The sequence below is a fragment of the Acidimicrobiia bacterium genome (genome assembly GCA_016650365.1).
Taxonomy (GTDB): Bacteria; Actinomycetota; Acidimicrobiia; order Spongiisociales; family JAENVV01; genus JAENVV01.
This window is the reverse complement of record JAENVV010000338.1, coordinates 1-5918: the sequence shown is the minus strand read 5'-3', so window position 1 is coordinate 5918 and position 5918 is coordinate 1. Positions and strand designations below refer to the sequence as shown.

Sequence of the window (5918 nt, the reverse complement as noted above, 5' to 3'; positions counted from 1 at the left end):
GGTCTCATCACCGGCGCAATGTTCCTCCTCACCGGATCAGTCCTCACCCGCGGCGAGACCTACGAAATGGACGAATACGGCGGTTTGGCAGCCCGCGCTCCGGCCTTGACAGGCGCCATGATCCTGGCCGCATTCGCCTCGCTGGGATTACCCGGACTTGCCGGCTTTGTGGCTGAGTTCCAAATCTTCGCCGGAACCCTCGGCGTCTACCCATGGCTGGCGGGTACAGGTCTGCTCGGAATCGTGATCACGGCGGCCCTCTTCCTGCGAATGGTGCAGAAAGTGTTCCTGGGGCCTCTGCCCGAGAGGTGGTCGGAATGGAGCGATCTTGGTGCCTGGGAACTAGCAGCCATTGTGCCGATGCTGGTCCTGGTGGTCGTCATAGGCATTGCTCCGGCCTGGCTGGTCAATGTGGTCGATTCCGCAACACGCGCCATGACAGGGGGCTGACGTGCAGGACATGGGTGCGCAGATGGTCGGTTTTGTTGGCGACATCCTGCCCGAGCTGACCCTGGCAGCCGGATCCATCATTGTTTTGCTCGTCGCGCTGTTCACTCCCCGACGGACGCAACCGTGGATCGCGCTGGTCGCTACCGCTGTTCTGGTTGCCGCAGCGTTCTTTGCGGGCCTCGATATTGTCGACCCCCCCGGATTGACCTTCTTCGACTCGCTCGCCGCCGACAGCGTAGGAAGGTGGGCAACGCTTCTGCTGGCAGTAGTCGGGGTGCTGGTCGTGGCGTTATCGGTCGAGTGGTTTCGCTCGGATGACCGGCAGGGTGAGTACTACGTCATGGTGATCTTCGGAACCCTCGGGGCCGTGCTCTTGGCCGGGGCAACCGACCTCATGGAACTGGTTCTGGCCATGATGCTGTCGTCCGTCGCTGGATATACGCTGGCAGCATTCCATCGCCGGTCTCGGGCCTCGGCTGAGGCAGGCATGAAGTACTTCCTGCTTGGCGCCCTCGCCAACGGTGCGTTGGTCTACGGCGTCGCCCTCCTCTTCGGATTATCGGGTGCCACAACCTTCGCCGATGTTGGTCCGGGTCTGGTCGACGCCGATCCGCTCGCTCTGGTAGTCGGGTTTGGTCTGGTGACTATCGGGGTGGCTTTCAAGATGGGCGTAGCACCGGTTCATCCATGGGTGCCCGATGTCGCCGAAGGGGCCCCCGCCCCGGCTGCGACTTTCCTCATGATCGTCGGGAAAATAGGCGCGTTGGTGTTCCTGGCACGTCTCGTTCTCATACTTCCCGATACCCAGTTGGGTTGGAGACCCCTGGTGGCACTCTTGGCGGCCGTCACCATGACTGTTGGCAACCTGGTTGCCTTACGGCAGGATGATGTCAGGCGCCTGCTCGGCTGGTCGGCCGTTTCGCAGGCCGGTTATGGGCTGATGGCGGTTGTGGCGCTTGGTCGCAGTGATCTCGCTCTCCCTTCTCTCCTCATGTTCCTGGTTGCCTACGCCTTTGGAACGGTCGCAGTGTTCGGCGTGGTCGTTCAGCTGAAAGGTCTCACAGATCGCCATTCCTATCGAGGTCTCAGCAGCCCCCATCCGTGGCTCATGGGGGCCATGTTGATCGGATTCCTGTCCTTTGTTGGTATTCCACCGCTCGGAGGTTTTGCCGCCAAGCTTCTCCTGATGGGAGCCGTAATTGACGCGGGATACACATGGTTGGCTGTGCTCACCGTCGTCAACTCGGCGATTTCGCTCGTCTATTACCTGCGAGTGCTTGGGCCCGCTTACCTTGGTGAGTCGACCGGTAAACGACCGACTATGGGTCGGCTGTCTGGCGTGTCGATTGGGGTGGCGACCGTCGCCGTAATCTCGGTCGGTGTTGCTGCTCAGCCGCTGCTGCGCGCCTGGGAAGCCGTACAGCTATTGACCGGGTAATACCGCTCGGCGGTTGGGAGCAGCCGCCGTCCGGTTCACGTCGGCGACGTTGCGATTGGATCGGCGGCCAACGGTTGGCTGCACAGCGATGATGTCGGCATCCGTGAAGGTCCGATTACCCCCAGAGTCCTGCACGTGTGGTACCAAATTCCGTGTGCACGAAGTACCCATTCACAGCTAGATACGCCTCCCCCAATTCAAGTGCGACTTCAGGTTTCCATGCGCTTGCCTCGGACTGGGCGTGAGAGGAGATGGGGGGGAGGCGTCTCATCAAGACCCCTCGGCGGATCTCGCAGATATCTTTGGTTTGGCTGTCCGGGGAGTGATCCTTCCTCGGGTCCGGGGATAGCGGACTGGACTGTGTTGGTAGCACGTGTCGTTGCGGTTGTAACGGCTAAGCCTGGTTGCACAGTCCGACACCGCGCAGACGCGGCTTGCGGCGAACAGCGGCGGAGTTCGACCTGATTGGCTCCCCGTTCCTCTAACTATGGCTGTTTCGTTCATCAATGAAAGCTCTCTTAGGCTTTGGGTCCGGTTCTCTCGAACCATCGTAATCCTTCCGCTCGACTGGAAGGTCAAGGGTTCGGTAAGCCGGCACCGGCAGCACCCACAAGTGAGGGGTCTTAGGTGCATCAAAGGCTTGACATTCCATTCGAATGGAAGGTGTATGGTCGAAATGTCGGACAGCCCTCGTTAGATCGGACGTACGATTATGCAAACAACAGGCCAGGACTTCGATGGGAAACGTCAGTCGGCCGTTCCGGGTCCAATCGTCCAGGTCACTCGGCTGGCAATTGACGGAATGACGTGCGAGTCGTGTAGCGAACGGGTCGAACAGGCTCTTAGCTCGGTTCCGGGAGTCCGCCACGCCCGAGTCGACCTTTTGGCAGGGCAGGCCACATTGCAGGTGGAGGCCGTCCCTTCGGATACGTTGATTGCCGCCGTCGCCAATGAGGGCTATTCGGCTCGAATCTTGACGGGCCTCGAATCGCCTCGTCCGGAGAACCAGCGGCCGGCGCGGCGATGTTGCGAGAACGGGTGAGGCGCATGTGGCCCAGGAAAGCTGGCCACTCAGCTAGTGGCTGGGAGATGGTTTTCGCCTGGTGTCCACCGGAGGGTTCGCCGCTCCTCGGTGCGTCGGAGAAGAGGCATGGGGGCCGCAACGATGACCCGAATGGTTTTCCTTCACCCAGAGTCAGGGGTCCGAAGGAGAACAAAGCTGCGAATTCAACGTTTCCGACTTAACCAGGCGCGAAAAGTCAAACTGACTAGGAGAAGGCTACCGATGAGTAGTGCCACTCGGAATGAGTTCAATCCGATTGGTTGGGGAGACCCGGCGACCTCGACAGCCACGACATAGAGGCCGAACGCGACCAGGAACAGGGCGATGGCTAACACTGCGGTGAGGCGGTTGATCGCCTTGGTCAGCCGACTTGCCACAAGATCGAGCCCCTCGTGTCGCGTCGCAAATTCAAGATCGCCAGTCTCAACACGCTGCAACAAACGGTCCGCTCGGTGGGGGAGGCCTTCGAAGAATCGGGCCATCTCAAGTGCTTCGCGGCCGATCCGAGCACCGACCTGTTTCGGTGCCGTCTTCTCCTTCAGGAGCGCCGAGACTTCGGGCGCGAGCGCTGCGAAAAAGATGAAACTGGGGTCGACGAGAACGGCCGCGCTCTCGAGCATTGCTAGAACCTTGAGGAGGAGTGCCAACTGGGGCGGAAACTGCAGTTGGTGCCGGTTGGCGATCTGCATCAGGTCGCCAACAATGTCTCCAGCCGCCAGGTCCTCTAGTGACTTGTCACCGATCTTGAAGAAGAGGTGGTCGAACTCTCGCGCCACGCCAGCGCGATGGGACTCCGGTTCGGTGACCCCCAAGGCCCACAACGCATCCAGCATGCGTTCGCTGTCCTGCTGGGTGATAGCACTTACCAGGTGCAAAAAGTCCTCGCGTTGGCGCTCGGACAGAACTCCGATCATTCCAAAGTCGATGAGTCCGAGTCTGAGGTCGGCCGTAACGATGAAGTTGCCGGGATGCGGGTCGGCGTGAAAGAACCCTTCTGAAAAGATCTCCACGAATGCGGTGTGGAGTGCCACCGTGGCGAGCCGTCGACGGTCGTCGGTTGTAAGCCGAGCGGCGAGTCGTTCGTCGCCGAAATCGAGCCCGCGTACCTCCTCCATGACGAGAACCCGCGGGGAGCAGTAATCCCAGTAGATGCTGGGAATCAGAACGGCGTCATCCCTGCGATGGATGTGTTTGATTCGGCTGGCATTCTCGGCTTCATTCAGGTAATCGAGTTCGGTCGTCAAGGTGAAGCCGAACTCGTCGAGGAAACCGCTCATGTCGTAGGCGTTTGGTTGGGGTGAGGTGTGGTCGCGCACAACCCAGCGGCGGAGAATGTCGAGATCCAGTTCGATTGTCGAGCGTACCCCGGGTTTTTGCACTTTGATCACGACGGATTCGCCAGAAGGTAGCGTCGCCCGGTGGACCTGACCGATCGACCCTGATCCGATCGGCTCCTCATCAATGTGGGTGAAGAGTTCGTCAAGTGGCGCACCGAGTTCAGACTCTATGACGCCAGCTATGTCGGTAAACGGCAGCGCAGGGACCGAACTTTGGAGTCTTGCCAGTTCGGATGCGTAGGTCGGGCCGACCAGGTCTCCGCGAGTGCTGAGGATCTGGGCAAGCTTGATAAAGGTGGGCCCCAGGTCCTCGAAGGCCATTCTTAGGTGCTCGGGTCCCGAGTATGAAGTGTCTCGGCGAGGGTGACCGAGTAATCCCCATTGGAATGGAAGTATCCAGCCCATCGCGGTGCCCGACAGGGTCAAGCCGAGACCGTGCCTGGCGAGGGCGCTGACGATCTGGCGTTCCCGCCGGTGCCGCTGACGTTGGCTCCAGTGTTGATGTCGACGCTGCCACCGGCCGGTCAAAGCGTTCATCGGTTTCCCAAGTTCGACCGGTGTGCCAGCTTTGGCCACCGCTCTTTAACGCTTCGTTTTCGCCTTTTCCCGTTGCTGTGGCCAGGCGATGACTCGCGATTATCCATGACTCTCACGGGTGAGCGTGGCTATGAGGAGCCGAATGGACATGATTGGCCGTGCGAGGGCGTCTCACGAGGGCATCCTCGCCGATGGTTTGGCAACGGTTGGGGTCGGTGCAATCGGCCGGATTGAGCTTCTTGGCACGTTTCGTCATGACGGTTAGCTGGTCGCGGGTCCGCTGAAGATCAGAAATGTGGGCCTCAAGATCCTTAAGGTGACGTTCGAGCAGGTCAACTACGTGGTCGCACGTCGTTTGGCCCCGGTCTCGGAGATCGACGATCGAGCCGATCTCAGTCAGGGTTAGACCGCTCGCCTGGGCGTCACGAATGAACCGTAAGCGGGCGATGGCGTCATCGTCATATTCGCGATATCCATTTTCGCTGCGTTCGGGCTCTGGAAGGAGCCCGATGTCCTCGTAGTAGCGGATGGTCTTGGTGGGTACTGCCGCCCTCTGTGATAATTCGCCGATTCGCATGTGGTCATCATAGTCACTTGACATTCCAGTCGGGTAGAAGGTGTACGGTCGGAGGAGGATCAAGAGAGTGTGACGCTATGCCAACGGATACTGACAGCCAGATAGAGCAACTTGGGGTGATTCGCAGCTATGACCCGATGGCATGGCTGTACGACTTTTATGATGCCCCGATGGAGCTATTGGGCCCTCGGAGGCGCCGTCGATCAGTGATTCCTCAGGCCTACGGCGAGACGCTTGAGATTGGGGTCGGAACTGGCAAGGACCTCGCCCATTATCGCCCCGACGTTGAGCTAAGCGCTGTGGATGGTTCGGCCCCGATGTTGAGGCGGCCGGAACGCCGAGCTGCTCAACTCGGACGCCAAGTGAAGTTGGACCTCGTTTCTGTCACTGCCATGCCGTCTCCCGACGATGCATTTGATACGACTGTCGCGACTTCGGTGGTCTGTTCCATCGCAGCGCCCGTCGACGGGCTTCGTGAACTAGGCCGTGTGACGAAACCCCACGGTCAGATCTTGC

Annotated in this window: 6 protein-coding genes; 4 read left to right on the top strand and 2 right to left on the bottom strand. The window is 60.0% G+C overall.

The window, feature by feature from the left end:
• The 3 genes from JJE47_18155 to JJE47_18145 all read left to right on the top strand — a co-directional run.
• The coding region (locus JJE47_18155; GenBank protein ID MBK5269350.1) for an NADH-quinone oxidoreductase subunit M at window positions 1–450 on the top strand (450 nt) is incomplete at its 5' end.
• 22 nt (window positions 451–472) lie between these two features.
• Complete coding sequence (locus JJE47_18150) at window positions 473–1888, top strand: NADH-quinone oxidoreductase subunit N (GenBank protein ID MBK5269349.1); 1416 nt, start codon at window positions 473–475, stop codon at window positions 1886–1888.
• A 712-nt stretch (window positions 1889–2600) separates the two neighbouring features.
• On the top strand, window positions 2601–2930 hold the full coding sequence (locus JJE47_18145; GenBank protein MBK5269348.1) for a heavy-metal-associated domain-containing protein: 330 nt from the start codon (window positions 2601–2603) through the stop codon (window positions 2928–2930).
• Between the two features lie 185 nt (window positions 2931–3115).
• Here the strand turns inward: JJE47_18145 and JJE47_18140 are convergent, their stop codons facing one another.
• Together JJE47_18140 and JJE47_18135 are read right to left on the bottom strand one after the other, a co-directional pair.
• On the bottom strand, window positions 3116–4825 hold the full coding sequence (locus tag JJE47_18140) for an AarF/ABC1/UbiB kinase family protein (GenBank protein ID MBK5269347.1): 1710 nt from the start codon (window positions 4823–4825) through the stop codon (window positions 3116–3118).
• 112 nt (window positions 4826–4937) lie between these two features.
• On the bottom strand, window positions 4938–5402 hold the full coding sequence (locus JJE47_18135) for a heavy metal-responsive transcriptional regulator (protein ID MBK5269346.1): 465 nt from the start codon (window positions 5400–5402) through the stop codon (window positions 4938–4940).
• 77 nt (window positions 5403–5479) lie between these two features.
• Here JJE47_18135 and JJE47_18130 point away from each other — a divergent pair.
• Window positions 5480–5918: class I SAM-dependent methyltransferase (locus JJE47_18130; protein MBK5269345.1), on the top strand; the 439-nt coding region annotated here is incomplete at its 3' end.

Coding starts and splice junctions, on each gene's coding strand:
- JJE47_18150 (MBK5269349.1), top strand. CDS start 473: ATGGTCGGTTTTGTTGGCGACATCCTGCCCGAGCTGACCCTGGCAGCC.
- JJE47_18145 (MBK5269348.1), top strand. CDS start 2,601: ATGCAAACAACAGGCCAGGACTTCGATGGGAAACGTCAGTCGGCCGTT.
- JJE47_18140 (MBK5269347.1), bottom strand. CDS start 4,825: ATGAACGCTTTGACCGGCCGGTGGCAGCGTCGACATCAACACTGGAGC.
- JJE47_18135 (MBK5269346.1), bottom strand. CDS start 5,402: ATGCGAATCGGCGAATTATCACAGAGGGCGGCAGTACCCACCAAGACC.